Annotated in this window: 27 protein-coding genes and 1 tRNA gene; 25 read left to right on the top strand and 3 right to left on the bottom strand. The window is 44.2% G+C overall.

The genetic code is table 11. The features are described 5' to 3' along the window. Window positions 1-122: 122 nt before the first annotated feature. The 3 genes from BMI76_RS07875 to yghU form a co-directional block, all read right to left on the bottom strand. Entirely contained in the window at window positions 123-365 is a 243-nt protein-coding gene (locus BMI76_RS07875) for a type B 50S ribosomal protein L31 (protein ID WP_003087628.1), read from the bottom strand. A 93-nt stretch (window positions 366-458) separates the two neighbouring features. Next, window positions 459-1,394 carry a bifunctional oligoribonuclease/PAP phosphatase NrnA gene (locus tag BMI76_RS07870; RefSeq protein ID WP_075347028.1) on the bottom strand — a complete coding sequence of 312 codons (936 nt, stop codon included), beginning with the start codon at window positions 1,392-1,394 and terminating at the stop codon, window positions 459-461. A 70-nt stretch (window positions 1,395-1,464) separates the two neighbouring features. Next, window positions 1,465-2,256: a glutathione-dependent disulfide-bond oxidoreductase gene (gene yghU / locus BMI76_RS07865; protein WP_075347027.1), complete on the bottom strand. Its 792-nt coding sequence runs from the start codon at window positions 2,254-2,256 to the stop codon at window positions 1,465-1,467. A 101-nt stretch (window positions 2,257-2,357) separates the two neighbouring features. Between yghU and add the strand changes: the two genes are divergently transcribed. From add to hisI, 25 genes are all read left to right on the top strand, one after another. Beyond that, window positions 2,358-3,374, top strand: coding sequence for an adenosine deaminase (add, locus tag BMI76_RS07860; protein ID WP_142355069.1), 1,017 nt, complete (start codon window positions 2,358-2,360; stop codon window positions 3,372-3,374). Between the two features lie 60 nt (window positions 3,375-3,434). Further along, complete coding sequence (locus tag BMI76_RS10690) at window positions 3,435-3,878, top strand: flavodoxin (protein ID WP_142355068.1); 444 nt, start codon at window positions 3,435-3,437, stop codon at window positions 3,876-3,878. A 193-nt stretch (window positions 3,879-4,071) separates the two neighbouring features. Beyond that, window positions 4,072-5,454 carry a Fe-S cluster assembly protein SufB gene (gene sufB, locus BMI76_RS07855; RefSeq protein ID WP_075347026.1) on the top strand — a complete coding sequence of 461 codons (1,383 nt, stop codon included), beginning with the start codon at window positions 4,072-4,074 and terminating at the stop codon, window positions 5,452-5,454. Between the two features lie 161 nt (window positions 5,455-5,615). Next, a complete protein-coding gene (locus BMI76_RS07850) occupies window positions 5,616-6,293 on the top strand; it encodes a TVP38/TMEM64 family protein (protein WP_075347025.1) in 678 nt (225 codons plus the stop codon). Window positions 6,294-6,337: 44 nt separating this feature from the next. Continuing rightward, on the top strand, window positions 6,338-6,628 hold the full coding sequence (locus tag BMI76_RS07845; RefSeq protein WP_075347024.1) for a chorismate mutase: 291 nt from the start codon (window positions 6,338-6,340) through the stop codon (window positions 6,626-6,628). After that, window positions 6,612-7,829, top strand: a complete 1,218-nt coding sequence (locus BMI76_RS07840; RefSeq protein WP_075347023.1) for a chloride channel protein — start codon at window positions 6,612-6,614, stop codon at window positions 7,827-7,829. The genes BMI76_RS07845 and BMI76_RS07840 overlap by 17 nt, the downstream gene beginning before the upstream one ends. A gap of 34 nt (window positions 7,830-7,863) precedes the next feature. Continuing rightward, the gene (locus BMI76_RS07835) at window positions 7,864-9,099 is read left to right on the top strand and encodes a voltage-gated chloride channel family protein (RefSeq protein ID WP_075347022.1); all 1,236 of its coding nucleotides are present in this window, start codon (window positions 7,864-7,866) and stop codon (window positions 9,097-9,099) included. 226 nt (window positions 9,100-9,325) lie between these two features. Then, on the top strand, window positions 9,326-9,670 hold the full coding sequence (rplS, locus tag BMI76_RS07830; RefSeq protein ID WP_075347021.1) for a 50S ribosomal protein L19: 345 nt from the start codon (window positions 9,326-9,328) through the stop codon (window positions 9,668-9,670). Window positions 9,671-9,797: 127 nt separating this feature from the next. Next, window positions 9,798-9,869 (top strand) — tRNA-Arg (locus BMI76_RS07825). A 341-nt stretch (window positions 9,870-10,210) separates the two neighbouring features. Then, window positions 10,211-11,458 carry an FtsW/RodA/SpoVE family cell cycle protein gene (locus BMI76_RS07820; RefSeq protein WP_075347020.1) on the top strand — a complete coding sequence of 416 codons (1,248 nt, stop codon included), beginning with the start codon at window positions 10,211-10,213 and terminating at the stop codon, window positions 11,456-11,458. A gap of 159 nt (window positions 11,459-11,617) precedes the next feature. After that, a complete protein-coding gene (locus BMI76_RS07815) occupies window positions 11,618-12,178 on the top strand; it encodes an HAD-IA family hydrolase (protein ID WP_307770185.1) in 561 nt (186 codons plus the stop codon). Window positions 12,179-12,189: 11 nt separating this feature from the next. After that, entirely contained in the window at window positions 12,190-14,142 is a 1,953-nt protein-coding gene (gyrB, locus tag BMI76_RS07810; protein ID WP_075347018.1) for a DNA topoisomerase (ATP-hydrolyzing) subunit B, read from the top strand. Between the two features lie 93 nt (window positions 14,143-14,235). Then, a complete protein-coding gene (gene ezrA, locus BMI76_RS07805) occupies window positions 14,236-15,960 on the top strand; it encodes a septation ring formation regulator EzrA (protein WP_075347017.1) in 1,725 nt (574 codons plus the stop codon). Window positions 15,961-16,202: 242 nt separating this feature from the next. Beyond that, entirely contained in the window at window positions 16,203-16,496 is a 294-nt protein-coding gene (locus BMI76_RS07800; RefSeq protein WP_075347016.1) for a bacteriocin, read from the top strand. 346 nt (window positions 16,497-16,842) lie between these two features. Next, window positions 16,843-17,058 carry a hypothetical protein gene (locus tag BMI76_RS07795; RefSeq protein WP_075347015.1) on the top strand — a complete coding sequence of 72 codons (216 nt, stop codon included), beginning with the start codon at window positions 16,843-16,845 and terminating at the stop codon, window positions 17,056-17,058. Between the two features lie 942 nt (window positions 17,059-18,000). Then, window positions 18,001-19,047: a histidinol-phosphate transaminase gene (hisC, locus tag BMI76_RS07790; protein ID WP_075347014.1), complete on the top strand. Its 1,047-nt coding sequence runs from the start codon at window positions 18,001-18,003 to the stop codon at window positions 19,045-19,047. After that, window positions 19,044-20,006, top strand: coding sequence for an ATP phosphoribosyltransferase regulatory subunit (locus BMI76_RS07785; protein WP_075347013.1), 963 nt, complete (start codon window positions 19,044-19,046; stop codon window positions 20,004-20,006). Before hisC ends, BMI76_RS07785 begins: the two co-directional genes overlap by 4 nt. An 8-nt stretch (window positions 20,007-20,014) precedes the next feature. Next, a complete protein-coding gene (gene hisG / locus BMI76_RS07780) occupies window positions 20,015-20,662 on the top strand; it encodes an ATP phosphoribosyltransferase (RefSeq protein WP_075347012.1) in 648 nt (215 codons plus the stop codon). Further along, a complete protein-coding gene (gene hisD / locus BMI76_RS07775; protein ID WP_075347011.1) occupies window positions 20,659-21,942 on the top strand; it encodes a histidinol dehydrogenase in 1,284 nt (427 codons plus the stop codon). Before hisG ends, hisD begins: the two co-directional genes overlap by 4 nt. Next, the gene (gene serB, locus BMI76_RS07770) at window positions 21,929-22,576 is read left to right on the top strand and encodes a phosphoserine phosphatase SerB (RefSeq protein ID WP_075347010.1); all 648 of its coding nucleotides are present in this window, start codon (window positions 21,929-21,931) and stop codon (window positions 22,574-22,576) included. Before hisD ends, serB begins: the two co-directional genes overlap by 14 nt. Then, window positions 22,573-23,157 carry an imidazoleglycerol-phosphate dehydratase HisB gene (gene hisB / locus BMI76_RS07765; RefSeq protein ID WP_075347009.1) on the top strand — a complete coding sequence of 195 codons (585 nt, stop codon included), beginning with the start codon at window positions 22,573-22,575 and terminating at the stop codon, window positions 23,155-23,157. Before serB ends, hisB begins: the two co-directional genes overlap by 4 nt. A gap of 1 nt (window position 23,158) precedes the next feature. Further along, complete coding sequence (gene hisH, locus BMI76_RS07760) at window positions 23,159-23,770, top strand: imidazole glycerol phosphate synthase subunit HisH (RefSeq protein WP_075347008.1); 612 nt, start codon at window positions 23,159-23,161, stop codon at window positions 23,768-23,770. Window positions 23,771-23,922: 152 nt separating this feature from the next. Then, complete coding sequence (gene hisA / locus BMI76_RS07755) at window positions 23,923-24,642, top strand: 1-(5-phosphoribosyl)-5-[(5-phosphoribosylamino)methylideneamino]imidazole-4-carboxamide isomerase (protein WP_075347007.1); 720 nt, start codon at window positions 23,923-23,925, stop codon at window positions 24,640-24,642. A 2-nt stretch (window positions 24,643-24,644) separates the two neighbouring features. Further along, on the top strand, window positions 24,645-25,403 hold the full coding sequence (gene hisF / locus BMI76_RS07750) for an imidazole glycerol phosphate synthase subunit HisF (RefSeq protein ID WP_075347006.1): 759 nt from the start codon (window positions 24,645-24,647) through the stop codon (window positions 25,401-25,403). Continuing rightward, entirely contained in the window at window positions 25,400-25,741 is a 342-nt protein-coding gene (gene hisI, locus BMI76_RS07745) for a phosphoribosyl-AMP cyclohydrolase (RefSeq protein ID WP_075347005.1), read from the top strand. Before hisF ends, hisI begins: the two co-directional genes overlap by 4 nt. The last annotated feature ends 61 nt before the right edge of the window (window positions 25,742-25,802 follow it).

Raw genomic sequence — 25,802 nt, 5'->3', positions numbered from 1 at the left:
ATTGCCTATTTTTCTTATAGATTGTGAATTGGTATTATCCTAAGATGTGTGTGCTTGTGAAATGCTGACTATAGAGTTTGTCTACAACCTGAAAAAACCTTGCCAAAGCAAGGTTTTCTTTCTTATTTGAGACCGTATTTTTTGTTGAAACGATCGACACGTCCGTCTGCTTGAGTGAATTTTTGACGTCCTGTGTAGAATGGGTGTGAATCTGATGAAATTTCAACACGGATAAGCGGATAAGTTTCACCTTCAAATTCAACTGTTTCGTTTGAAGTCTTAGTTGAGCCGCTGAGGAACTGATAACCAGTTGAAGTATCCATGAAGACAACTGGACGGTATTCTGGATGAATATCTTTTCTCATTTTAAAAAATTTCCTTTCTGCCATAGCTCTTTTTGAGCCATAGTTAATAACCATTTTATTTTAACAAAAAAGCCAAACTTTGACAAGTTTTTTCTACGATTTTAACACATTTTTGAGTTCTTGGTAAATGTCGTCATTTTCGGCCAAACTATAGGAATTAGCACCGCTTGCTAAGGGATGGCCGCCGCCGGCATGTCTCTTAGCGACTTCATTGATAACAGCCGTTTTGCTGCGAAGTCTGACGCGGTAATGGCCATCCGGCTGCTCAACAAAAATGGCCCAGACTTGGACAGTGTCGATTTTCCCCGGAGCAGAGACAATGGCTGAAGTTTCCGCATCTGTCAGGTTAAAAGCTTTCAGCACTTCCTGACTGAGAAGGATGCGAGCCGCTCCATTTTCATCAATTTCAAGGTTTTCAAAAATATAGGCTAAGAGCTTTGCAATCTTGTAAGGGAAAGAATCCATCTGACGTGCTAAAGCTGCAAAATCAAAATCGTATGTAAGCAGCTTACTGGCAATTTTTAACGTTTTTGATGTGGTTGCAGGGTAGAGAAAGCGTCCTGTGTCGCCGATAATACCGGCGTAGAGCAGGCGAGCCGCCTGAGCAGACAGCTGCAGCTGATTGTGCAGGGCAAAATCAGTGATAATTTCACTGGCGCTGGAGGCTGTTGTATCAACATAGGACAAATCACCGTAAAAGTCTTCGTCCGGATGGTGGTCAATTTTGATTAAAAAGTCACCTTTTAAATAGCGCTGATCATCAATACGCGGGCGGTTAGCTGTATCAGTTACAATGACAAGCGCCCCTTGATAATCTTCATCAGCGACCTCATCCATTTGAGCCAGCCAATCTAGGGTTGGCTCATCATAGCCAGTCACTTTAACGGTTTTTTGGGGAAAATTCGTCTGAATAATGTCTTTTAAACCGACCTGACTGCCCAATGCATCCGGATCAGGCTTCATATGGCGGTGAATAATAATGGTGTCGTAAGCTTTGATTTTAGCTAGAATAGTTTTGAAAGCAGTCATAGATACCTCAATTCATTTTTTTAATTATACCATAGAAAAAGCCAATCTTAGAAAGGATTGACTTTTATTTTTACTTGATATCTTTGTAATCAGCTGCCAAAGCTCGCTTAACAGCAGGACGCTGAGCGATTCTTTCGGTCCAGTCCAATAGGTGCTGGTAGGTATCTAAAGCGAGAAATTCATAAGCTCCCTCATAAAGGGCATCTTGTGCCAAACGTCCGTACCATGACCAGACAGCGATATCAGCAATGGTATAGTCTTCACCGGCAATGTAGGGCTTATGAGCCAATTCCTTATCCAACAAGTCCAGCTGACGCTTGGTTTCCATGGTAAAGCGATTGATAGGGTATTCTAATTTTTCAGGAGCATAATTGAAAAAGTGGCCAAAACCGCCGCCAACAAAGGGTGCAGCTCCCATCTGCCAAAAGAGCCAATTAAGGACCTCTGTTCGCTGAGTCCAATCTTTAGGGATGAGGTGTTCAAATTGATCAGCCAGATAAAGCAGGATAGAGCCCGATTCAAAGACACGGACGCTTGGTTCCTGAGACTTATCTAAAAGAGCTGGAATTTTGGAGTTGGGATTAATGGCAACGAAATCAGAACCAAATTGGTCACCCTCCATGATGGAAATTTTGAAGAGATCATAATCTGCTTCTTTGACACCAAGTTCACGCAGCTCTTCCAGCATAATAGTGACCTTGATACCGTTAGGTGTGCCTAAAGAATAGACCTGCAGCGGTTTGTCACCCTGAGGCAGTTTTTGGTCGAAGCGGCTGCCGGCAGTCGGACGGTTGATGCCCGAAAATTTTCCTTGATTGCTTTCCTCAGCAGCCCAAACTTTTGGCGGGATATAATGAGACATCGTTTCTCCTTTCCAGATGTTTTCAAAATATATCATAGAAAAAAGATAAAATCAACTAAAATATGTTATCATAGATAGCAATACGAAAGTGGAGTGATACAATGGGAAATAGCTTATATCATTTAGCAAAAGCAGAGTTGCACTGTCATTTGGACGGCTCTTTGTCTTTGGAGGCAATCAGAAGATTGGCTGCTCTGGCAGATATTGCTTTGCCGCAATCGGACACCGAGCTTTCAAAATTGGTGACAGCCCCTGAAAAAACAGAAAGTCTTGTTGATTACCTAAGGACCTTTGATATTATCCGTCCGCTGCTGCAGACCAAGGAAGCTCTTCGTCTGGCAGCCTATGATGTGGCCAGACAGGCTGCTGCCGAACATGTTATTTATATTGAGATTCGGTTTGCACCTGAGCTGTCCATGGATAAGGGGTTGACAGCTGTTCAGACAGTGGAAGCGGTAGAAGAGGGCCTGAAGCAGGCTCAGGCTGACTTTGGTATTGTCGCTAAGGCCTTGATCTGCGGTATGAGGCAGTCGTCTCAGCAGCTGACAAAAGATATTTTTGGGCAGATTAGTGCTGCAGAAGGACTGGACTATGCTGGTTTTGACTTTGCCGGCAATGAGCATGATTTCCCGCCGGAAGATATAGCTGAGCTCATCCGCTATACACAGAGTTTAGAGCGGCCTATGACTTTTCATGCCGGCGAGTGCGGCTGCCCCAGCCACATTGCTCAGTCTATCGCTCTGGGACTCAAACGTTTGGGGCATGTTACCGCTATCCACGATCATCCCGAATTGATAGCAGACTTTGTTAAAAATGAGGTAACAGCCGAGCTTTGTCTGACCAGCAACCTTCAAACCAAGGCGGCCAAATCTCTAGCAGCTTTTCCCTATCAGGAACTCTATGAAGCTGGTGCAAAACTGACGATTAATACCGATAACCGCACTGTCTCCAATACCAGTTTAACAAAGGAATACCAGCTATTTGCGGATTATTTTGGGACCAGTCAGGCAGATTTTTACCACTTTAATCAGAATGCTATTGAGGCTTCTTTTGCCTCTGCAGCTGAAAAGGCCGAGCTTTTAGCGGCACTGGCAGCAGCTTATCAGGAGATTGACTAAGATATTTTAAAAGTGATTAAACTGTGATATAATCAAGTTACTATTATTTTGGAGGGAATTATGGCTTTCGCTAAAATTGTTTTTGCTAGTATGACGGGAAATACAGAGGAAATTGCTGACATTGTCGCTCAAAAGTTAGAGGAATTAGGGCACACGGTTGATGTGGATGAGTGTACGACAGTAGATGCCGATGAGTTTCAGGATGCCGATATTGCAATTGTAGCCAGCTATACTTACGGTGACGGTGATCTTCCTGATGAGATTGTAGATTTCTATGAAGATCTGCAAGACCTTGACCTTTCAGGTAAGATTTACGGTGTTGTTGGTTCTGGTGATACTTTCTACGATGATTTTTGCAAATCTGTTGATGATTTTGAACTGGCCTTTGAAGGAACGGGTGCCACCAAGGGAGCCGATTCTGTCAAGGTTGATTTGGCAGCAGAGGATGAAGATATTGATAATCTGGAACGTTTTGCAGAAGAGATTTCCAATAAGGTCGGCTAGATAAGATATACTGAGGCCGTGAGCTGCTTTAGGCATTAACATGTTATTGTTAACCAGCAGCTTGCGGCTTTTTATTATGGCTAATGCAGCCTTTGAGAGCCGCAGACCTGAATTTTCATCAGAAAAGGAGTATAATGAGAACGAAAGCGAGCGCTTTCACTAATTTTTAGATCTTACTGTGAGGTGAAGGAAATTGAAAAATAGAGATTATGCCTTTGGTTTTCACGACGATATAAAACCCCTTTATTCAACCGGCAAGGGCTTAACAGAGGAAATTGTCAGGAATATTTCTGAGATTAAAAACGAGCCTGAGTGGATGCTGGACTATCGTTTGCGCTGTTTAAAGCTCTTTTATCAGCTGCCCATGCCTAGCTGGGGACCGGATCTAGCCGGAATTAATTTTGATGATGTCATTTATTATCAAAAGCTCAGCGGCCAGCCGTCCAGAAGCTGGGATGATGTTCCTGACAACATTAAAAAAACCTTCGAGCGTCTGGGCATTCCGGAAGCAGAGCGCCAGTTCCTGTCTGGAGCAGTAGCCCAATATGAATCAGAAGTGGTTTACCACAATATGAAAGAGGAATTTGAAAAGCAAGGGATTATTTTTACGGATACGGACACAGCCCTGCAGGAATATCCTGACCTTGTTAAAAAGTATTTTGCGACAGTTGTCTCGCCGGCTGAGCATAAATTTGCGGCACTAAACGGTGCTGTCTGGTCAGGCGGAACCTTCATTTATGTGCCCAAGGGCGTTCAGTGTCAGATTCCTGTACAAACCTATTTTCGGATTAACGGTGAAAATGCCGGTCAATTTGAACGTTCTCTCATAATTGTTGAAGAAGGAGCCTCCATTCAGTATATTGAAGGCTGTACGGCGCCAACCTACTCAACGAACAGCCTGCATGCAGCCACTGTGGAAATTATTGTCAAGCGCGATGCTTCTTTCCGCTATACCACTATTCAGAACTGGTCCGATAATGTTTACAATCTCGTTACCGAACGCGGTACGGTTGCAGAAAACGGAACGCTGGAATGGATTGACGGCAATCTTGGCAGCAAGGTCAATATGAAGTATCCGTGTTCGATTTTAACTGGCCCGCATGCCAGAACGTCCGTTCTGTCCATGTCCTTTGCCAATTACGGTCAGCATCTGGACGCCGGCTGCAAGGTTTACCATAATGCTCCCCACACATCCAGCACGCTGATTTCAAAGTCGGTTGCCAAAGACGGCGGCAAAACAGATTATCGCGGAACGGTTAAATTTGGCAGAGACAGTGCAGGGTCTAAATCACATATTGAATGCGATACGATTTTGATGGACGGTGAGTCCAGTTCAGACACCATTCCGTTCAATGAAATCCATAATTCAAATGTCTCTTTGGAACATGAAGCTAAGGTTTCCAAGGTATCTGAAGAACAGCTCTATTACATTATGAGCCGGGGAATCAGTGAAGAAGAGGCTACGGCCATGATTATCAACGGATTCATGGATCCGATCACAAAAGAGCTGCCCATGGAATACGCGGTAGAGCTAAACGCTTTAATCAACATGAGCATGGAAGGCTCAGTCGGCTGACAGCGTGCAGCAGCCTGGAAGAGTTTGGGCCAAAAGTCTCAAACTCTTTCAATTTATGAAGTATCACATATTTAACACAGTGGTTGGGAGTAAGACTTGTTGGTTTAGCCGATTTTTTCCCACTCTCTTCCTTTTGAGTGTCTTGTTAGAAAAAATGAACTATGAAAAAAAGATCTGTCAAATACAGGCAAGTCAGCCGCTTCTTTCTTTGGCTGGGATTGGTCATAATGGCTGCCTATCTTGCTTTTATTCTTTATCAATATTGGGATCGGTGGCTGTTGCTTTTTAATCCTCAAAGAACCATTAAAGATTTTGAACAGCAGCTGCGTTCAGAAAATATACTGAATTTTGTCATTTTAACCCTTTTAACCGGCCTGACGTCTGCCATACCGTTTTTGTCCAGCTCTGTCCTGTCTGTTTTTAACGGACTGGTTTTTGGACCTTGGTTGGGTATTTTGATGAATATCAGCGGCAATGTGCTGGGGCATTTTTTCCTGATTCAAGTCATGGCCCGCATAGATTTGACAGAAAAAGACAGCAGATTAAATGAGCGGCTGGATAAACTTGCACAGATTAAAAATCCTTATCTGGCTTTAACATTGGGCTATATGATTCCTTTCATCCCGTCTTTTTTGGTGGATTATACAGTTCTTGATACAAAGGTACCACGGCAGCGCTGGCTGCTTTGCCTGATATTGGGAGTAACTCCGACCAGTGTTCTCTATGCTTTCGGCGGCCACGCCCTGATGCTGGGAGATGTGAAACAGCTCCTTTTCATTGTTGCTGTTATTCTTGTCTGCTTGATTATTTATAAAGGTTTTGAACAAAAGAAGGGCTAGAAGCAGGGCCTTTTTTTTGCTATAATGAAGCAAAGGAGTAGATGATGGATTTACAAGATATTAGAGAGCAGATTGATGCTATTGACAGAGAATTAGTTTCTTGTTTGGAAAAGCGCATGGATTTGGTCAGCCAGGTTGCGGCCTACAAAAAAGCAACCGGCAAGGCAGTGCTGGATCCCGAACGTGAGCAGCTCCTGCTGCAAAGAGTAGCCGAATTAGTGGCCAATGAAGCTTACCGTCCAGCTGTTTTAGCGACTTTTGCTGATATCCTCAAACATTCAAGAGATTATCAGATAAAAACATTGGGAGAGGGTGCAGATGAAAGCCTTTCTTGATTTGGAGAAAAACGGCCGCTTATTGCTGGTATCAGCGGCCGCCATTCTTGTTGGCCTGCTGGTCGGCCTTGTTGACATGGTCTTTGGTGTTGTTTTGAATGCCTTGACCGTATTTCGTGACAGTCATTTTTTGCTCCTCATTCCTTTTTTGCCCCTGTCCGGCCTCTTGATTGTTTTTCTTTATGATCATTTTGGCGGCAAAAGTATTAAGGGAATGGGATTGGTTTTTGATGTCGCTGATGAGAAGGAAACGGCTATTCCTAAAAGATTGGTGCCCTTAGCCATTTTTTCAACCTGGCTGACCCATCTGTTTGGCGGCAGTGCCGGCCGTGAAGGAGTGGCTGTCCAGATAGGAGCGGCCTTGTCTCATGCCTTTTCTCCCATTTTTTCATTTAAAGAATCTTCAAGAAGCTTTTTGATTATCGGAATTGCAGCAGGTTTTGCAGGACTCTTTCAAACGCCCATAGCGGCCATACTCTTTGCCCTTGAAGTTCTTGTTATCGGCCGTTTAGAGCTGGCTGCGCTTTTGCCTACCTGTCTGGCTGCTTATACGGCAAGTTATACTTCGCATTTATTAGGATTGAAAAAATTTACCCGCTTGATAGAGGTCAATATGGAGCTCAATCCTCTGCTCTTTTTGAAATTTGCCCTTTTGGGCATATTGTTTGGGCTTGTAGGGACTCTTTTTGCCTATTTATTAAGAAGAACCAAGCTAGCCTTGGTGCTGCGCTTTAGAAGACCCTACCAGCGCATAGTGATAATGGGGCTGCTGCTCAGTGCATTATTGATTGTGCTGGGTATGGGACGCTACTCTGGTTTGAGTACAGATCTGATTGCAGCCAGTTTTTCAAAGGACGGCGGTGTCTATCCTTTTGATTGGTTTTTCAAACTGCTTTTAACAGTTCTGACCCTGTCTGCAGGCTATCAAGGCGGTGAGGTAATGCCCATGTTTACAATTGGAGCGACCCTTGGTGCGGTGCTTGCGCCCTTATTCCATTTGCCGGCAGATTTTGTTGCTGCTCTTGGCTATGCCAGTGTTTTCGGCAGCGGAACGGGAACCTTTTTAGCACCGATTTTTATTGGCGGTGAAATTTTCGGCTTTGATAACATTCCTTATTTTTTTATTGTCGTTTGTTTTGCCAGCATTGTTAAAAAACACATCAGCGTTTACGGTGCCCAAAAAACAAGCCCCAAGATTTAAAAAGGGTCTAATATCTTTTTGAAAAGGAGATGGAATGACTGAAAAGAAACTTCAGGAAGCGAAGGAACTCCCTTATTCAGTCTTGCTTTTGCTGGCTTTAATGGGAATCCTTATAGGCGGCATTGCAGGAGCGATTGATGCTGTATTTGGCCGTGTGCTTTTGTATTTGACTGCTGTCAGAACGGCATATCCTTGGCAGTTACTGCCCTTTTTAGGACTTATCGGTTTAGTGATTGTCTATGCTTACCGCACTATCGGCGGTAAAAGCAGCAAGGGCATGGGGCTGTTGTTTGAGGTTGGTTTTGACGAGGAAGAAACGATTCCAAAACGGTTAGTGCCGATGGCTGTTGTAACAACTTGGCTGACCCATCTGTTTGGCGGCAGTGCCGGCCGCGAAGGTGTTGCGGTGCAGCTGGGAGGCGCCGTTTCTCACTGGTTCAGCCGCTTTTTTCACTTTCCTAATAAATCGCGGATTTTTCTCCTTACCGGAATGGCAGCTGGCTTTGCAGGTCTTTTTCAAACACCGATGGCTGCGATTCTATTTGCCCTAGAAGTATTGATTGTTGGCAATCTTGGCCTCGGTGCTTTGGTGCCAATGACTGTTGCCTCTTTTACTGCCAGTCTGACCTCACACAGTCTTGGGCTGGAAAAATTTTCTCATGTCATTTCTGAGCCTCTTTCGCTGACCCCAAAACTCTTTATAGAATTGCTTATTCTGGGTCTTTTCTTTGGCTTGGCCGGAAATCTTTTTGCCTATCTCCTGGCAAAAATCAAACAGCTGCAGGCACGGCTGTTTCCCAATCCCTACTTGAGGATTTTAGTGGCTGGAATAGTGCTAAGTATTCTTTTTCTAAGCCTTCATCAGGGACGTTATTCGGGACTGGGAACCAATTTGATTGCGGCCAGTTTTTCTGGTCAGCAGATTTATGTTTATGATTGGCTGTTAAAATTAATTTTGACCGTTCTGACCTTATCTGCCGGCTTTCAAGGCGGTGAAGTAACACCCTTATTTGCAATTGGTTCTTCCCTGGGCGTTTTCTTGGCCGCTTTCTTTCATTTGCCGGCTGAGCTGGTTGCGGCTTTGGGTTACATCAGCGTTTTTGGCAGTGCCACCAATACTTTTTTAGCTCCGATTTTTATTGGAGGAGAGGTTTTTGGCTATCAGAATTTGCCAGCCTACTTTATTGCAGCAACTTTTGCCTATATTGTGAACCGCAGGCAGTCTATCTATGCGCTCCAGAAGATCAGAGAAAATTCAGCAGAGCAGTAAAAATAAGTCATTCTTTCCATGAAGATAATGAAGTGTATCTTAGGGTGATTTCGCTGCTAAGCATTTAATAAGATTTTTAACAAGCGGGACTGAAACTTTTGTGAACTTTTACTTTACAGCTGCTGCAGATTTTGTTACAATATTTTTTGTGTGCAATGGACGCACAAAAACGACTAATCCGCTGGGACAGAGCTCTTATGATTAGTAAGATAAGGAGAAGAAAAAAATGAATCCATTAATCCAAAGTTTGACAGAAGGTCAGCTTCGCACTGATATTCCAAGTTTCCGTCCTGGTGACACTGTCCGTGTTCACGCCAAGGTTGTCGAAGGAAACCGCGAACGTATCCAGATCTTTGAAGGGGTTGTTATTTCCCGCAAAGGTCAAGGAATTTCAGAAATGTACACTGTTCGTAAGATTTCAAGCGGTGTCGGAGTTGAACGTACTTTCCCTATTCACACACCGCGTGTTGAAAAAATCGAAGTCATTCGTCATGGTAAAGTGCGCCGTGCTAAACTTTACTACCTGCGCGCATTGCAAGGTAAGGCTGCACGTATCAAAGAACGTCAGTAAAAATCATTTAAAAAGGTCTTCATTAGCGAGGCCTTTTTAAATTTTCAAAATTTACAGGACTATTCTTTATCCGGCAAATAAGGCTTGCATTCCTTTTTTGTCTAGGGTACAATAGAAAAAGCAGATTGTCCCCTTAGTTAAATGGATATAACATCTTCCTCCTAAGAAGCAGTTGCTGGTTCGATTCCGGCAGGGGATATTTTGAAATTTTAATGAGCGATTTTAGAGCATTTAAGCGATAGTGATTGTTGAAATAAGTCGCTTATTTTTGGAGATAAAAAATTTTGTCCTGTAAATAAAACAAAGCCTTTTGGACAGCAGTCAATAAGAATTGACTTGCAGCAAAGGGCTTTTTTAGTATATCCATCTTTAGATTTGTGCTTGGCAAGTATCAGAAAGCTGGCAGGCAAATGCAGCACAGAAAAGTGGTTCAATCTGTTCAATGACCACTTTAATATTTGTCACAGGATTTTAGTTTTTAAGACACGATGAAGTGATAAAAATGATATAATATTTTCTATAACATTCTTAGGAGCAAGCATGGCAACGAAAAAAAAACCTATTGACAGTCGAGTTGATTATTCTCTTATTTTACCAGTCTTCTTTTTAGTACTTATTGGACTTTATTCTGTTTATACGGCAACCATTCATGACTACCCCAATAAGATTCTTCTTGTCATGGGGCAGCAGATGATCTGGCTGGTTATGGGAGCTGCCATTAGTTTTGTTGTCATGCTTTTTAGCACAGAGTTTCTCTGGAAAATCACACCGTATTTATACGGCCTGGGCCTTATCCTGATGATTCTCCCCTTGATTTTTTACAGTCCGGAACTAGTAGCTTCAACTGGTGCCAAAAACTGGGTTTCCATTGGCTCCGTCACGCTCTTTCAGCCTTCGGAATTCATGAAGATTTCTTATATTTTAATACTGGCGCGTCTGACCGTCAGCTTTAAGCAGAAATATAAGGATGGGGAAAAAGACTTGCGGGAAGATGGCAAGCTGTTGCTGTGGTTTGCCCTCTTGACCTTGCCGATTATGGTTTTGCTGGCCTTACAGAAAGATTTGGGAACGGCTATGGTCTTTATGGCCATTTTGGCCGGACTGGTTTTAATCGCCGGTATTTCCTGGCAGATTATTTTGCCGGTCGCAGGAGCAGCAATCCTTATAGCTGCGCTATTCATGGTTGTCTTTTTGGTTCCGGGAGGAAAAGAGTTTCTCTATCATCACATGGGCATGGACACTTATCAGATTAATCGTCTTTCAGCCTGGTTAAATCCCTTTGATTATGCCGGTAGCATTGCCTATCAGCAGACGCAAGGGATGATTTCGATTGGCAGCGGTGGCTTGTTTGGTAAGGGACTTAATGTTGTCGATTTGCCTGTTCCTGTGCGTGAAAGTGATATGATTTTTACAGTCATTGCTGAGAATTTTGGCTTTATCGGCGGCAGTATCGTTTTAGCCCTGTATTTGCTTTTGATCTACCGCATGCTGCGCGTAACCTTTGCTTCCAATAATTTATTTTATACCTACATTTCAACTGGCTTTATCATGATGATTCTCTTTCATATTTTTGAAAATATCGGAGCAGCCGTTGGAATTTTGCCTCTGACTGGTATTCCGCTGCCCTTTATTTCTCAGGGCGGAAGCTCTCTGATTTCAAATTTAATCGGTGTCGGTCTGGTGCTTTCGATGTCTTACCAAAACAGCCTCAATCAGGAAAAAGCAATGGAAAAACACTTCAAATACCCTAAGAAAAAAGCAGGCGCTAAGAAAGCTTCCAAGGCTTAGCCAAATGAGGCTGCCAGGACTTTATAAGGACTTCTCAGCTGTTCTTAGCTATCAGAATAATAAGAGTTTGAGACAGACAGCCATGATGGCTGCCTGTCTCAAACTCTTTCTTGTGGCCCTAACTGTCAAAAATCTTAAAAATATGTTACAATGAAAGATATGAATTATCAGGATTATATCTGGGATTTAGGCGGAACGCTGCTTGATAATTACGGCATGTCAGCCAAGGCATTTGCTGTTACGCTGGCAGATTTTGGCATTTCGGCCTCTTATCAGCAGGTCTATGACAAGCTACGGGAGTCAACAGATGCTGCGATTGCTTATTTTGTGCCTGATCAGCCGGATTTTTTAAAGGCCTATAAGAAAAATGAGGCTAAATTTTTAGAACATCCCATTCTTTTCAAGGGAGCTAAGGAAATTCTTGAGAAGATTGCAGCCAGCGGAGGACGCAATTTTTTGGTCTCTCACCGAGATGATCAGGTTTTGGAGCTTCTGGAAAAAACAGGGATTGCTCACTTTTTTACAGAAGTTGTTACCAGCAGCAGCGGCTTTGCCAGAAAGCCGGATCCCGCCAGCATGCTTTACCTCAAGAAAAAATATGCTATCAAAAAGGCGCTGGTTATCGGTGACCGCAGGATTGATATCGAAGCCGGTCAGGCGGCTGGTTTTGATACAGTATTGACAGACGGCTCTAAATCTCTGGTAGAAATCATAAATTAAAGGTTAGGATAATGACAGAAGAAAATAAAAGTTTAGATCAATTAGCTCAAGAATACGATGCCAGTCAGATTCAGGTTCTGGAAGGTCTGGAAGCTGTGCGTATGCGTCCGGGAATGTATATCGGCTCAACTTCTAAAGAAGGTCTTCATCACCTGGTCTGGGAAATTGTTGATAATTCCATTGATGAAGCTTTGGCAGGTTTTGCCAGCCATATTCAGGTTTTCATTGAAGAGGACAATTCGATTACGGTTATCGATGACGGCCGCGGTATTCCGGTTGACATTCAGGAAAAAACGGGCCGTCCGGCAGTTGAAACAGTCTTTACGGTTCTCCATGCCGGCGGTAAATTTGGCGGCGGCGGTTATAAGGTATCCGGCGGTCTTCACGGTGTTGGTTCATCTGTTGTTAATGCCCTGTCAACACAATTAGATGTCCGTGTCCATAAGAACGGCAAGATTCACTTTCAGGAGTATCATCGCGGCGTTGTTGCGGATGATTTGAAAGTGATTGGTGACACTGATATTACCGGAACGATTGTTCATTTCACACCAGACCCTGAAATTTTTACTGAAACAACCGAATTCGATTTTGACAAACTGGCCAAACGTATTCAGGAACTTGCCTTTTTAAATAAAGGGTTGAGAATTTCCATTACAGATAAGCGTCCCGGCCAGGAAAAAAGCGAGGAGTTTCATTATGAGGGCGGTATCGTCAGCTATGTGGAATTTATCAATGAAAATAAGGATGTTATCTTTAACCAGCCTATTTATACGGACGGTGAAATGGACGGTATTGCGGTTGAAGTGGCCATGCAGTACACAACTGGCTTTCATGAAAACATCATGAGTTTTGCCAATAACATTCATACCCATGAAGGCGGAACGCATGAACAAGGTTTCCGTACAGCCCTGACCCGTGTCGTCAATGACTATGCCAAGAAAAATAAGATTCTCAAAGAAAATGAGGACAATTTGACAGGGGAAGATGTCCGCGAAGGTCTGACAGCTATTATCTCAGTTAAGCACCCCAATCCGCAGTTTGAAGGTCAAACCAAGACCAAGCTCGGCAATTCAGAAGTGGTTAAGATTACCAACCGTCTTTTCAGCGATGCGCTCAGCCGTTTCTTATTGGAAAATCCGCAGACGGCTAAAAAAATTGTTGAAAAAGGAATATTGGCTTCCAAGGCGCGGATTGCGGCTAAACGGGCACGTGAAGTGACCCGCAAGAAGTCCGGTTTGGAAATTTCCAATCTGCCGGGCAAGCTGGCAGACTGCTCCTCAAACGATCCTATGCAAAATGAGCTCTTTATCGTGGAAGGGGATTCTGCAGGCGGTTCTGCCAAGTCCGGCCGCAATCGGGAATTTCAGGCCATTTTGCCTATTCGCGGTAAAATCCTCAATGTCGAAAAGGCCACCATGGACAAGATTTTAGCCAATGACGAAATCAGAAGTCTCTTTACGGCTATGGGAACGGGCTTTGGAGCAGAGTTTGATGTCTCCAAGGCACGCTATCAAAAATTGGTTATTATGACTGATGCCGATGTTGACGGTGCCCATATCAGAACCCTTCTTCTGACGCTTATCTATCGCTTTATGCGTCCGGTTCTTGAGGCCGGCTATGTTTATATTGCTCAGCCGCCGATTTACGGAGTCAAGGTCGGCAGTGACATCAAGGAATACATTCAGCCGGGCAATGACCAGGAAGAAAAGCTGCAGGAAGCTTTAGAAAAATACAGTCAGGGCCGCTCTAAGCCGACTGTTCAGCGCTATAAGGGTCTGGGAGAAATGGATGACCATCAGCTGTGGGAAACGACAATGAATCCGGATAACCGCCTGATGGCCCGTGTCTCTGTAGATGATGCTGCTGAGGCTGATAAGATATTTGACATGCTCATGGGGGACCGTGTTGAACCTCGCCGTGAATTTATTGAAGAAAATGCGGTTTATAGTACGCTTGACATTTAATCGAAGATTTTTTTGAAAAGCAGCTGGAAGTATGTTATAATCGTAACGTTATAGCCTATTTTGACAATAATAAGACAATTTAAGGAGATTAAGATGTCTAGCGGAATTGTATTGCTGATAGTGGCAATAGTGCTGGTAGTTATTACAGCCTACCTGATTGCTATTATTATCAGAAAACGAAATGATTCGTTAATCACAAAATTAGAAGAACGCAAACAAAATCTTTTTGATCTGCCTGTCAATGATGAGATTGAAGAAGTTAAGAAACTCCATCTAATCGGTCAGAGTCAGACGGCCTTTCGTGAGTGGAATCAAAAATGGGTTGATTTATCGCTCAATTCATTCAGCGATATTGAAAATCATATCTTTGAAGCAGAAAATTTAAATGACACTTTCAATTTTATCCGTGCTCATAATCAAATCAACAGTATTGAAAGTCAGCTGAATCTTGCGGAAGAAGATATTAAAGCAATCAGAGAGGCTCTTGCTGTTTTAAAAGAGCAGGAAGAAAAAAACAGCGCCCGTGTTTTGCATGCGCTTGAAATGTATGAAAAGCTGCAGGCTTCAGTTGAAGAAGGGGACAGCAATTTTGGGACCACCATGCCTGAAATTGAGAAGCAGCTCAAAAATATTGAAGCTGAGTTTTCACAGTTTGTTACCCTGAATTCTTCAGGTGACCCTGTAGAAGCTTCCGAGATTCTTGACCGTGCCGAAGAGCACACAATTGCACTGGGTCAGATGACCGAGAAGATTCCGGCTATCGTTGCTAAATTGGAAGATGATTTCCCTGATCAGCTGGATGATTTGGAGTCTGGCTATCGCCGGTTACTGGAAGAAAATTATCACTTCCCTGAGAAAAATATTGAAGAACGTTTTCAGGAAATCCGCGAAGCAATCGGCAGCAATTCTAACGAGTTGGTCTCTTTGGACTTGGATAAGGCCGAGTCAGAAAATGAATCCATTCAAGAAAAAATTGACGGTCTCTACGATATCTTTGAACGTGAAATCAGAGCTCATAAGAAAATTGTTAAGAGCAAGAAGATTATTCCGGCTTATTTGGAACATGCCAAGAAGAACAACGAGCAGCTGGAAGCAGAAATTGAACGTCTGACACATCGCTATATCTTGAATGAAAAAGAAGAAATCAACGTTCGTGACTTCAATGAAGATTTGACAGTTATTGAAAAAGATGTGCTGCCGATTATTGAGAATTTTGACGTACAGGAAAAACCGTTCTCACTTTTAGAAGATAAGTTTGACCGTGCCATCAAGAAGCTTGACTTGGTTGAAGAAGGCCAGCTGGACGTTTTCAACAGTCTGAAAGATATTGAAAATATTGAAAAGACCTCCCGTCAAAAATTGGACGGCTACATCAATCAGCTGCATGCCATCAAACGTTTTATGGAGAAGCGCAATCTTCCGGGTATTCCTCAGGAATTCTTAAGTGTTTTCTTCACAAGCAGCGCTCAGCTGGAAGCCTTGATGGATGAACTGAATCGTGCCCGTATCCATATTGAAACGGTGAATCGTCTGACAGAAGCAGCAACAGCCGCTGTTGCTAATTTAGAAGAAACTGCTTATCGGGTGGTTCAAAATGCGACATTGACAGAGCAGCTTCTGCAGTATTCAAACCGCTACCGCAGCTTTGAGCCGAGTGTTCAGGAAAGCTTTGATATTGCTCTTAAACTCTTTGAGGAAGAATACGACTATCAAGGTTCCTTTGATGAAATTTCCTATGCTTTGGAAACAGTAGAGCCCGGTGTCACAGACCGCTTTGTCTCCTCCTATGAAAAAACGCGTGAAACTATTCGCTTCTAATTAATACTGACAACACTGGTTAGCAGGGCTAATCAGTGTTTTTTGGCTTGTAGTGGCTGACAAATGATTTTCTCTTTTATCAATAGATAGTAATTAAAAAATACAGAAAATTATGCTTTTTACAACAATAATTTTGAGATTTCATTAAAATAAACTCAACGATATTGCTAAATGAAAGGGAAATTGATAGACTGGGCACTGTTAGCCAAGGATAATTGGCAAAAAATAAAAGAAAAATTTTGATGAATTTCTTAACTTTGGAGTCAATAACATTTGACAACTTTGAAGCAGCGGACACAGCTCTTCTTTCTGAATCAGAAGGAGGCTTGCTGCTTGGTATTACTGGTGCTGTCGTAGGTGGTATTGCCGATGGCGTTTATGGAGCTGCAACTGGTGGAACAATTGGATCAATGGTTCTTCCAGGGATAGGAACTGTATCAGGTGCCACAATTAAAGGTGTAAGAGATGGTGTGGCATTAGGCGGCGCTCTTGGACTGGCTGGTGCGGCTGTTGATACATGGGGACCATGGATTTAAAGAAGGTATGAAAATGCATTTTCCTAAATTTATTAGCATTATCATGGGAGCTATACCAATACTGTTACTTTTGTTGGTTATATTTCCAAATAATAAAATGAGACTGTTCATCTATGCCCTACTTGTGATTAATGCACTGGTAATTATTTATATTTATTTGAAAAATAATTATCTTAATCGCTAATGATTTGAATTTCTCTGCACCACCAATTACTATTTATCTGTGGTTGAAAGAGCCTCAGCCGCAGTCGGCGGTATCGGTGGTGCAATTACTGGAGGCATTGTCGGATATAACTTACCATTTTAATAAGTCGTTTATCTATCATCTATAGAAAGGCAAGTCATTATGATACCTTCAAAAAGATCACTTTATCTGAGTTATGGATATTTATTTAGCCTGCCAATTATCTTATTGGTTTCAGCTGTTTCTGAAAATACAACGGTTAAGATTATTATTTTTGGAATTTTTATGACTGAATCTATCTTGGTCACTGCGCTTTGCTGGAAAGATTTTGTCAAAATTTTCAAGGGCATTGTAGATTTTATGAAAAATAAAAAGTAAGACTTGTCTTTGGTTTGGAGCAGCCGCAATCGCAGAGGCTTCAAATCCACTTGGTTAGGTATTTCTGGGTGCTCAAGGTTTGGCATTAGCTGCTGTTATTTTTCAGTTTTTATCTGAGAAATAATAGACTGATAAATTACTAACCAAGAACTGGAACAATTGTGACTCTGCTCAAACAAAAAGCGCAACGGCTGCAAAGCCGTTGCTTAGTTTGAAGAAAAAGTCCTTTTTCTTTGATACTTCCTTAGGTGATGTCGGACGGCAGCGACTTCCTAGGGAATTCCATGCCTAAACTTTGAGCCACGGTCTCAAAGTTTCCGAGTGTCAGAATTGGCTAAAATTCACCATTTCTGACACTTTCATCACGGCGGAAGTATCCTTTAAACTCGTTTGCGTTCGTGGAATTTATATGGTAGTCTGCAGACTTTTTTGCTGATCAAGGTAGGCAAATGGAGATTTGTCTACAGTCTGAGCAACGACTGCAAAGCCGTTGCTTTTTGGTTGTTAGTGATGGTATCGGTAACTTCAAGAGGTTTACTTTAGTATCAGTAAACAGGTGTCTGGCGGAAGTCAGATAATAATTTAAGGCTTGCAATATTCAGAATTTTCTTGTAGAATAGAGAAAAATAGAAAAGCGATGAGAGAAAAAGTCTAAGTCACCGGGTGGATTACAGGCGCAGACAAGCTGATAATCTATCCGGCAGTAACAGAGAGTATGGTAGCTGAGAACATACAGGACATTTAGACGACACATTCTTGAGTGCGGGTGCCAAATCTGAGGAAAGTAGTGCTCGACGGGTCATTCACGTTACGGATTGGAGTTTCAAACTCCCTGAGGGCAGTCTGGCGACAGGCTGCTGAATTGAAGGTGGAACCACGTTTCAAGCGTCCTTGCAAGTTTTTTGCGGGGGCGTTTTTTGCATCGCTGGCAGAGGTGATAAGATGATTAGAGGATTGCGACAAATTGAACCCTATGTAGCAGGCGCTCAGCCTGCTGAGAAGAATATGATTAAGCTCAATACCAATGAGAATGCCTACGGTGCCAGCCCTAAGGTCCGTGAGGTTTTAGCACATTTTGATGCAGATAGTTTACGCAAGTATTCGACTTTGGATCAGGCTGATTTACGAGCTGTCTTGGCGGAAAACTTACAGGTCAGACCTGAACAATTGATGATTGCTAATGGTTCAGATGATGTCTTATCCATCGCCTTTCTGGCCTTTTTCAATAATGACGAACCTGTTCTTTTTCCGGATTTGACCTATGGTTTTTACAAGGTCTGGGCAGATCTGTATCGGGTTAACTACCATGAAGTTCCCTTGGCAGAGGATTTCACCATCAAAACAGAGGATTATTTAGCCGATAATGGCGGTATTATTTTAACTAATCCTAATGCCCCTACCGGCATTTACAAACCGCTTGCAGAGATTGAAGCTATTTTACAGGCCAATCGTGATGTGGTTGTTATCTTAGATGAAGCCTACATCAATTTTGGCGGTCAGTCGGCCCTTTCTCTCCTTAGCAAATACGATAATCTTGTGATTACACGAACCTTTTCTAAAGATGCAGCCTTAGCCGGTCTGCGTGTGGGCTATGCGATTGCGAGCCCTGAGCTGATTGCGGTGATGAATGCCGTCAAACATTCTATCAATCCTTATTCTGTTGATTTGCTGGCAGAAAAATTGGCAGCAGCAGCTGTTGAGGATTGGTCTTACTATCAGAAAACTGCTAAGAAAATCCAAAAGACCCGAGATTGGTTTTCTCAGCAGTTAGTCAAGCAGGGCTTTACTGTTTTGCCCAGTCAGGCAAATTTTGTGCTGACAAAGCCAGCAGGGATTTCTGCGGCAGCCTTGTTTAAAGCCTTGGAAGCCAGAAAAATTTATGTGCGCTATTTTCCAACAGTTGACAGGATTAAGGATTATCTGCGGATTTCAATTGGCCGTCAGGACGAGATGGAAGCAGTTATCAAGACTATTGAGGATTTGAAATGAAAAAAACAAGTTTACCAGTTGGCATGCATGATAAGCTCTTTAAACGGGCGCGTGTCATGTATGAGATCGAACGAGATATCAGTGATCTTTTGATAAATGAGGGTTTCAATCGGATTGAAACACCTACTTTGGAGCACTTTGAAGTCTTTGCGGATGAGGTGCTGCCAGAGCATTATCACCTTTTTGACAAGAAAGGCAATCTTTTAAGCCTGCGTCCTGATATTACCAGTCAGATCGGACGGGTCATTGCCTCGACCCGTGTTGAAACGCCTATTAAATTTTCTTATTCCGGCAAGGTTTTTAAGGATAATGAAGAGCTGCGCGGGTTACTGAACGAACATACTCAGGCGGGAATCGAAATCGTAGGCTATGAGGCTGAAGATGCCCTCAAAGATGCCTTGCTGTCAGCGAATAATGCGCTGCAGGTCAGCGGTCTGAAGGATTACAAATTTGAATTTTCCCACGCTCATATTTTGCAGACCATTTTTGTTTGCCAGCAGCTGCCGGCCCATGCAAAAGAGGAGCTGGCTGTGCTTATTCAGGATAAAAATATTACGGGGCTTAATGAATTTACTTTTCGCTATCCCAGTGAATTTGATGCCCTTATCAGAGAACTGCCGTTTTTGTTTGGCGAGAGCACTCAGGTCTTGCAGAAAGCCCGCTCTTTGAGTCAGAATCCTGGCATTTTACAGGCTCTGTCTGATTTGGAAAGGGTGCTTGAGGATTTGTACGGCATACTTTCAGAAGTTACTTTGGATTTGGCACAGATTGCTGCCATGCCTTATTATACAGGTATTATGTTTAAGGTGTTTGGCGATAAAATTCCGGATGCCTTTGTCTCTGGCGGCCGCTATGATAAACTCTTTGAACGCTTTGGGGCCAAAGAACTGACGGCTTTTGGCTGGGCCCTTGATATTGACAGTGTTTATCAGGCTATTCATGATCAGATTCATTTTTAGGAGGCGCTATGACTAAGCAATTAACTATTGCCCTGACTAAAGGGCGGATTGAAAAAGGCACAGTAGAACTGCTGGAAAAAGCAGGATTTGATATGTCTTTTATGGCTGATAAGGGCCGCAATTTGATTTTTGAAAGTCCCGATAAGCGTTTTCGCTTTTTGTTAGTCAAGGCACCGGATGTTACGACCTATGTCCGCCACGGTGTAGCCGATATTGGTGTCGTTGGCAAGGATGTCCTGATTGAACATCCGACAGGTTATTTGGAAATGCTGGATTTGAATTTCGGCCTCTGTAAATTTTCTGTGGCATCGACCAAAGATTATAATCCGACTGACCATAAGCGCAAGCGCATTGCCACAAAATACCCAACCCTCGCTAAAAACTTCTTCAACCAAAAGGGAGAAGATGTGGAAATTATTTCCATTCAGGGCAGTGTCGAAATTGCTCCTGTTATCGGTCTGGCAGATGCCATTGTCGATATTGTGGAGACCGGCAACACCCTAAGAGCCAACGGCTTAGAGGTATTTGAAGATATTTGCCGCATTTCGGCACGGATGATTGTCAATAAGGCCAGCTTAAAAAACAAGCCTGAGCTGCTGCCTTTTATTAAAAAAATTGAAGGACTGGTCGGAGATCGGGAGGTAGCTTTTAAATGAAACGTCTAACAGGAACTAATGAAGAAATATCGAAGATTCTCTATCAAGAACAGCTGGAGCTGAACCGGGAAAATGTCAGTGTTGAAGAAACCGTCCGCGCTATTATTGACGATGTGAGAAATCGCGGTGATCAAGCCCTGCGTGAGTATTCCATCAAGTTTGACAAGATTGATTTGACAGATTTTGAGGTGGGGCAGGACCGGATTGACCAAGCATTTGCAGATATTGACAGGGACGTTTTGGCAGCGCTGGAGAATGCCAAGGCTAATATCGAATCCTACCACCGCCAGCAGCTGGAGACAGGCTTTGAGGATCAGCCGTCAGAAGGTGTGCTTCGCGGCCAGCTTATCCGTCCCATTGAGCGCGTGGGTGTCTATGTGCCGGGAGGAACAGCAGCTTACCCGTCCTCAGTCCTTATGAATGTTATTCCGGCTAAAATCGCTGGTGTCAAGGAAATCATTATGATAACACCGCCGCAGGAGCACTTTGTGCCGGCTATTTTGGTGGCTGCTAAATTGGCGGGAGTTGATAAGATTTTCCAAGTCGGCGGGGCTCAAGGGGTCGCTGCTCTGGCTTACGGCACCCAAAGCATTCCAAACGTTGATAAGATTACAGGTCCTGGTAATATCTTTGTGGCAACGGCTAAGAAAGAGGTTTACGGTACCGTTGGCATTGATATGATTGCAGGTCCCTCAGAAATCGGTGTCATCGCTGACAGTACCGCAAGTCCTCGTTTTGTAGCGGCGGATTTGCTGTCGCAGGCTGAGCATGATGTTCGTGCTCGTGCCATTTTGGTGACCAATTCTGAAACTCTGGCTGATGCGGTAGAGGCTGAGATCGAAACTCAGCTGCAAACCTTGCCGCGTGAGGCGATTGCCCGTCCGTCTATTGAAAATAACGGCCGCATCATTATTGCAGAAAATGCGGATGATATGTTTGACCTTATGAATAAGGTTGCGCCAGAACACCTAGAAATTGCTATGGAAAATGCTTATGACTATTTAGACAAGGTCCAAAATGCCGGCTCTGTCTTTTTAGGACACTATACGAGCGAACCGATTGGTGATTATTATGCCGGTGCTAATCATGTCCTACCGACCACAGCAACCAGCCGCTTCTCATCTGCTCTGGGAGTGCATGACTTTGTCAAACGCATCCAGTATACCCAGTACAGTAAGGCAGCGGTCAACAGCGCAGAAAAAGATATTACAACTTTGGCCTATGCCGAGGGTCTGCAAGCGCATGCGAAAGCGATTGAGGTGAGAAATGAGAAAAGTTAGAGGACTCTTGGTCATGGACGTGGATTCCACCCTTGTTCAGGAAGAAGTCATTGATTTACTGGGGGATGAGGCCGGTGTCGGTGCCCAAGTTGCGGAGATCACCGAGCGTGCCATGCGGGGAGAATTGGATTTCAAACAGGCGCTGAAAGAGCGGGTGGGAACCCTCAAAGGACTGCCGGAATCCATTTTTGATCAGGTCTATCAGCGCATTCACTTTAATAAAGGTGCCAAGGAGCTGGTAGCTGAACTTCATGCGCGCGGTTATAAGGTTGGTTTGGTATCAGGAGGTTTTCATGAAACGGTTGACCGCTTAGCCGAGGAAGCAGGCGTTGACTATGTCATGGCGAACCATTTGGAGGTAGCAGACGGTGTTCTGACAGGTCAAACTTACGGTGAGGTGGTTACTAAAGAGATTAAAGTGCAAAAGCTCCGCGATTGGGCTGCGGAAAATGGGCTGGCGCTGGCAGAGACTGTTGCCATGGGTGATGGAGCAAATGATCTGCCCATGATTCACGAAGCTGGCATCGGCATTGCCTTTTGTGCCAAACCCATTGTGCGCCAGCAGGCACCTTACCAAATCAATGAAGCTGATTTGTACAAGGTGATTGAGATATTAGACGAGGTGAAAAAATGAGACAAGCAAGCATCGAACGCAATACCTTTGAAACAAAAATCAAACTCAGTTTGAATTTGGATGCGCAGGAGCCCGTTGACATTGATACGGGTGTAGGATTTTTTGACCACATGCTGACCCTCTTTGCCCGCCATGGACGGCTGTCCTTGGTGGTCAAGGCAGACGGAGATCTCTGGGTGGACAGCCATCACACGGTGGAAGATGTCGGTATCGTCTTAGGCCAGGCCCTGCGCCAGGCCTTGGGAGACAAGGCTGGTATCAACCGCTATGGAACAAGTTTTGTGCCCATGGATGAAACACTGGGGATGGCCAGTCTTGATTTGTCGGGCCGCTCTTACCTCGTTTTTGATGCTGACTTTGACAATCCCAAACTGGGCAATTTTGATACCGAATTGGTGGAAGAATTCTTCCAAGCCCTTGCCTTTAATGTGCAGATGAATTTGCACTTGAAAATCTTGCATGGTAAAAATAACCACCACAAGGCAGAAAGTCTGTTTAAGGCGACCGGCCGTGCCCTGCGTCAAGCAGTGACCATCAACCCGGAAATTCACGGGGTTAACTCTACCAAAGGAATGTTGTGATATGAAAATAATAGTCATTGATTATGACGCCGGCAATACAGCTAATGTCCTGCGGGCCTTGGATAAGATCGGTGTCGAGGCTGAGCTGTCAGCTGACCCGCAAAAGATTTTGGCAGCTTCTGGCTTGATTTTGCCGGGAGTAGGAGCCTATCCTGCAGCAATGGCCGAGCTGGAAAAACGAGGGCTGGTATCCGCCATTAAAGAAGCCGTTGCCAAGGGCACGCCGCTTCTGGGAATTTGTCTGGGCATGCAATTGCTGACCGAAACAGGGCTGGAGCATTATGAAACGGCTGGCCTGGGCTTCATTCCGGGTGCGACACGTGAAATCCCAGCCAAGAATGGCTTTCCAGTACCCCACATGGGTTGGAATGATTTACAGGTCAAGCAGGAGTCGCCTCTGACAGCTGGTTTGCAGGATCAGGCGGTCTATTTCGTGCACAGCTATTTTACAGATGTTCCCCAAGCGTACATTGACGTAGCAGCTGACTATTCTATTCAAGTGCCCGCCATGATTCACAAGGACAATGTCTACGGCGCCCAGTTTCACCCTGAAAAATCAGGAGCTGTCGGACTGGGCATTCTCGAAAAATTTGTGGGCTTGTGTGATCGATGAAAATAAATTAGAAAGGACGGTTCATTCAGGTATTTTCTGAACTGAACCCGAGCTAAAAGCATCGAGAAAAAGATAAACTGTCCAGTGACTAAAGTCACGTCGCCAGTTTCCTGTTTTCTTCTTGCTTTCTTAACGCTCTTGGTATCTTAATTATGCAGATTCTTCCTGCTATTGACATTAAAGACGGTCAGGCTGTCCGCCTTTTCAAAGGTGATTTTAACCAGCAGACGGTGGTTAATCCTGATGTGCTGGGTCAGGCACGCATTTTTGCGGATGCGGGCATTGACTTTATTCACGTTGTAGACCTTGATGGGGCTCTGGACGGTCAGGCGACCAACCGCGATCTCATTGCAGCACTGAAAGTGGCGACAGGGCTTGGTGTTGAAGTCGGCGGCGGCATTCGCACGCTAGAGCAGATTGAGGACTACCTCAATGTCGGCATTGACCGTGTCATCATCGGTTCTATGGCCGTTAAAAATCCCGCTTTTGTCAAAGCTGCGCTGGATAAGTTTGGGGCGGATAAGATTGTCGTTGGCATTGATGCCAAGGACGGCTATGTTGCTACTGAGGGGTGGCTCGCGACCAGCACGGTTGACTACATCAGCTTGGCCAAGGAAATGGAAAAAATGGGCGTCCAGCTCTTTGTCTACACCGATGTCGACCGAGACGGCACGCTGACGGGACCAAACTATGACCATTATGAGCGTTTGGTTGCTGAGCTGACGACTGCCAAGGTTATCGCCTCAGGCGGCATTGCAGAGCTGGATAATTTGACCAAACTTGAGGCTATCGGTGTGGCAGGCACCATTGTCGGCAAGGCCTACTACAGCGGCAACATCACGCTGGACGAGTTAAAGAGTTTTGGAGGATAAACATGCTGAAAAAACGAATTATTCCCTGCCTTGATGTCAAGGACGGGCGTGTTGTCAAGGGAATCAATTTTGTCAATTTAACCGATGTCGGTGACCCTGTTGACTCGGCGCGTGCCTACTATGAGGCCGGCTGTGATGAACTGGTCTTCTTGGACATCACCGCAACCCATGAAAAGCGCGATACTACGGTAGACATGGTGCGCCGCGTCGCCGATCAGGTCTTCATTCCTTTTACAGTCGGCGGCGGTATCCGCACCAGCGATGACATGAATAAGATGCTCAAGGCCGGTGCCGACAAAGTTGCAGTCAACTCTTCTGCACTTGCTAATCCCCAGCTCATCAAGGAATGTGCTGAAAAATTTGGCAGTCAGTGTGTCGTGGCAGCTGTTGACGCCCGCAAAGAAGCTGATGGAAGCTGGCATGTTTATGTGGCCGGCGGCCGCAAGGATACCGGCAGAGATCTGATTGACTGGGTTAAAGAAGCTGTTAGTTTGGGTGCGGGTGAAATTCTCCTCACCTCTATGGATAAGGATGGCACAAAATCTGGTTTTGATGTGGACATGCTCAATGCTGTAGCAGCAGTGGCGGATGTGCCCATTATCGCTTCAGGCGGTGCGGGTAACAGCGATCATATAGTAGAGGTCTTTGAGAAGACCCCGGCGACTGGTGCCCTGGCGGCTTCGATTTTTCATTATGGAGAAGTTGCTATCGCTGACACCAAAAAAGCCATGGCTGACGCGGGAATTGAGGTGCGCTTATGACAGATATCAAACTGGATTTTGCTAAACAAGACGGACTAATCCCTGTCATTGTCACAGATTATCAGACAGGGCAAGTACTTATGCTGGCTTATATGAATGAAGAATCCTACCAACTGACCCTTGAAACCAAGCAAATGCACTACTGGAGCCGCTCGCGGCAGGAACTCTGGCACAAGGGCGCAACCAGCGGCCACTACCAATATGTCAAATCCATCACAGCCGATTGCGACTGCGACACCCTGCTCATTGCTGTCGAGCAAGTCGGCGCAGCCTGCCATACGGGTGCTTACAGCTGTTTTTTTAATGAGATATACAGCGAAGAAAACTCACAGCAATAAGCTCTGCTATTTTTCAAAAAATCGAAAGAAAGGAATTGAGTTTGAGCTAAAAGCTTGGAAT

This window comes from Streptococcus sp. 'caviae', from assembly GCF_001937065.1.
GTDB lineage: Bacteria > Bacillota > Bacilli > Lactobacillales > Streptococcaceae > Streptococcus.
The sequence above is the reverse complement of the archived record's forward strand: the minus strand, read 5'-3'. Positions and strand labels throughout refer to the sequence as shown.

Coding starts and splice junctions, on each gene's coding strand:
- yghU (WP_075347027.1), bottom strand. CDS start 2,256: ATGTCTCATTATATCCCGCCAAAAGTTTGGGCTGCTGAGGAAAGCAAT.
- BMI76_RS07850 (WP_075347025.1), top strand. CDS start 5,616: ATGAAAAAAAGATCTGTCAAATACAGGCAAGTCAGCCGCTTCTTTCTT.
- hisA (WP_075347007.1), top strand. CDS start 23,923: ATGCAGATTCTTCCTGCTATTGACATTAAAGACGGTCAGGCTGTCCGC.
- add (WP_142355069.1), top strand. CDS start 2,358: ATGGGAAATAGCTTATATCATTTAGCAAAAGCAGAGTTGCACTGTCAT.
- BMI76_RS10690 (WP_142355068.1), top strand. CDS start 3,435: ATGGCTTTCGCTAAAATTGTTTTTGCTAGTATGACGGGAAATACAGAG.
- BMI76_RS07785 (WP_075347013.1), top strand. CDS start 19,044: ATGAAAAAAACAAGTTTACCAGTTGGCATGCATGATAAGCTCTTTAAA.
- hisI (WP_075347005.1), top strand. CDS start 25,400: ATGACAGATATCAAACTGGATTTTGCTAAACAAGACGGACTAATCCCT.
- serB (WP_075347010.1), top strand. CDS start 21,929: ATGAGAAAAGTTAGAGGACTCTTGGTCATGGACGTGGATTCCACCCTT.
- BMI76_RS07840 (WP_075347023.1), top strand. CDS start 6,612: ATGAAAGCCTTTCTTGATTTGGAGAAAAACGGCCGCTTATTGCTGGTA.
- BMI76_RS07820 (WP_075347020.1), top strand. CDS start 10,211: ATGGCAACGAAAAAAAAACCTATTGACAGTCGAGTTGATTATTCTCTT.
- hisC (WP_075347014.1), top strand. CDS start 18,001: ATGATTAGAGGATTGCGACAAATTGAACCCTATGTAGCAGGCGCTCAG.
- hisG (WP_075347012.1), top strand. CDS start 20,015: ATGACTAAGCAATTAACTATTGCCCTGACTAAAGGGCGGATTGAAAAA.
- hisF (WP_075347006.1), top strand. CDS start 24,645: ATGCTGAAAAAACGAATTATTCCCTGCCTTGATGTCAAGGACGGGCGT.
- BMI76_RS07845 (WP_075347024.1), top strand. CDS start 6,338: ATGGATTTACAAGATATTAGAGAGCAGATTGATGCTATTGACAGAGAA.
- BMI76_RS07835 (WP_075347022.1), top strand. CDS start 7,864: ATGACTGAAAAGAAACTTCAGGAAGCGAAGGAACTCCCTTATTCAGTC.
- rplS (WP_075347021.1), top strand. CDS start 9,326: ATGAATCCATTAATCCAAAGTTTGACAGAAGGTCAGCTTCGCACTGAT.
- BMI76_RS07870 (WP_075347028.1), bottom strand. CDS start 1,394: ATGACTGCTTTCAAAACTATTCTAGCTAAAATCAAAGCTTACGACACC.
- hisD (WP_075347011.1), top strand. CDS start 20,659: ATGAAACGTCTAACAGGAACTAATGAAGAAATATCGAAGATTCTCTAT.
- BMI76_RS07795 (WP_075347015.1), top strand. CDS start 16,843: ATGATACCTTCAAAAAGATCACTTTATCTGAGTTATGGATATTTATTT.
- hisB (WP_075347009.1), top strand. CDS start 22,573: ATGAGACAAGCAAGCATCGAACGCAATACCTTTGAAACAAAAATCAAA.
- BMI76_RS07815 (WP_307770185.1), top strand. CDS start 11,618: ATGAATTATCAGGATTATATCTGGGATTTAGGCGGAACGCTGCTTGAT.
- hisH (WP_075347008.1), top strand. CDS start 23,159: ATGAAAATAATAGTCATTGATTATGACGCCGGCAATACAGCTAATGTC.
- BMI76_RS07800 (WP_075347016.1), top strand. CDS start 16,203: ATGAATTTCTTAACTTTGGAGTCAATAACATTTGACAACTTTGAAGCA.
- gyrB (WP_075347018.1), top strand. CDS start 12,190: ATGACAGAAGAAAATAAAAGTTTAGATCAATTAGCTCAAGAATACGAT.
- BMI76_RS07875 (WP_003087628.1), bottom strand. CDS start 365: ATGAGAAAAGATATTCATCCAGAATACCGTCCAGTTGTCTTCATGGAT.
- ezrA (WP_075347017.1), top strand. CDS start 14,236: ATGTCTAGCGGAATTGTATTGCTGATAGTGGCAATAGTGCTGGTAGTT.